This is a genomic window from Microbacterium sp. (genome assembly GCF_032084865.1).
Taxonomy (GTDB): Bacteria; Actinomycetota; Actinomycetes; order Actinomycetales; family Microbacteriaceae; genus Microbacterium.
Window position 1 is genome coordinate 1 of sequence record NZ_DAMDLU010000238.1, and the last position, 1765, is coordinate 1765.

The following is a 1765-nucleotide window of genomic DNA, read 5'->3' on the forward strand; positions in this document are numbered from 1 at the left end:
GGGCGCGGTGACCGTGACGTCGACCGTGACGCTGGCGCCGGGTGCGAGGGCGGTGACCGCGGCGTCGGATGCTGTCCAGCCGGCCGGCGTGTGCAACGACACGGTGCCGCTGAGTGCCGTGTCCTCCTGGTTGGTGACGGTCACGGGGACCGTCTGGGCGACGCCCGGCTGCAGCGCCGTCTCGGGCACCGAGACCGGTGCGCAGACCGCGTTGAGCCATGCCTCGTCGAACGACGAGAACCTGATCTGGTCGCTGTAGTTGCCCTCCCACAGCACGCCGACACGTCCGTTGCCGATCGCGGTGGCCGATGAGTAGGCGAAGAAGCCGGTCTTCAGCGTGCGCAGGCCCGGCCACGTCTCGCCGTCGTCGCACGAGAGGCGCACGGCGCCGTTCACCCGGTCGCCGTTGGCGCCGTTGTTGGAGTTCGTGAAGATCAGCTTGCGGGCATCCGCGCTGCCCTGCGGGGCATCCGGATGCAGCCGGGTGATCGAGGCGTTGTTGGTCGGGTCGGGCAGCTCGGCGTCGCGCGTCACCGCGCCGTACGTCGCGCCGCCGTCGGCCGAGATCGCCACCTTGCGCTGACGCCCGTTCGAGCTGTCGCGCGAGTTGAGCATGACACGGCCGTCAGAGAGCTCGACGGTCTTGTTCTCGTCCATGCCCGTGCCGACGAAGGCGCCGCGCTGCCAGGTCGCGCCGTGGTCGTCGGAGTACACCGAGTACGCCTGGATGGCTTCGCTGCCGTCGGCCTGACGCACGTGAGCCGCGTACTGCTGGATGAGCCGTCCGGCGTGTGCGCCGTAGCGCAGCTGGATGCCCTCACCCGAGGTCGCGAACACGCCGCGCACGTCGCCCGCGACGGGTTGGTACGCCCCGTTCACGACCGTGCCGTCGGCAGGCTTGACGACGTCGGTGATCAGCTCCGGCTCGCTCCAGGTGACACCCTGGTCGTCGGAGTGGATGACGGCGGCGCTGATGATGTTGCGGTCGGCGTCGTCGTTGCCGTAGCGGCTGCCCTGGAAGCTGACGTCCTTCGAGTAGACGAAGAAGGCGAACACCCGGCCGGTCTCGTGGTCGACGACGTAGCTGGGGTCGGAGTAGCCGTACTTGGGCGCGGCGGCGTCACCGGCCGCGATGATCTGCAGATCGCTCCACGTCTTGCCGTTGTCGGTGGAGCGGCGCTGGATGATCGAGTTCGGGTTCGGCGCGTCGGCCGCACTGCCCGGGCGCGCATCCCACGACGCGAGGATCACGCCGTCGCCGAGGTGCGCGAGCGCGGGGATGCGGTAGAAGAAGTCGTCGGCCGTGCGATCGGCGCCGAGGTTCTGCTCCTGGTAGCTGCCCGGAGGCAGTGTGGGATCGGCGAGGTAGCCGGGGGCGGGTGCCGCGAAGGCGGCCTGCGCCGGGATGCTGAGCGCGAGCGCCAGCGCTCCGACGACAGAGGTGAAGAGCATCCTGCCCCGCCGGGAGCGGCGGAAGGAGGACTCGGTACGGCATTGCATGGACAGGCCTTTCTGTTCGTGCGATGGAGGGGGTCTGGTCAGGGCGCGGCGGCCGCGAGCACCTGCAGGTGACGCTCGGCGACGCGCAGCACCTCGGCTGCTGTGGTCGCGTCGGGGCGCCGGCTCACCTTGAGTCCCAGCGACGGCGCGTCGCCGGCCGCGCGCACGGCATCCCGCACGCGGGCATCCGTGAGCAGCGACGCGGAATCCGGGTCGACCGATGCGAAGGGGTGGTGTGCATCGATCCACGGCCCGCTGTACGGGC

Annotated in this window: 2 protein-coding genes; both read right to left on the reverse strand. The window is 70.5% G+C overall.

The window, feature by feature from the left end; all coding sequences use genetic code 11:
* A partial coding sequence (locus tag RT309_RS14940) for an exo-alpha-sialidase (protein ID WP_313358303.1) occupies positions 1-1452 on the reverse strand: 1452 nt, incomplete at its 3' end.
* An 86-nt stretch (positions 1453-1538) separates the two neighbouring features.
* Positions 1539-1765: DUF4862 family protein (locus RT309_RS14945; protein WP_313358305.1), on the reverse strand; the 227-nt coding region annotated here is incomplete at its 5' end.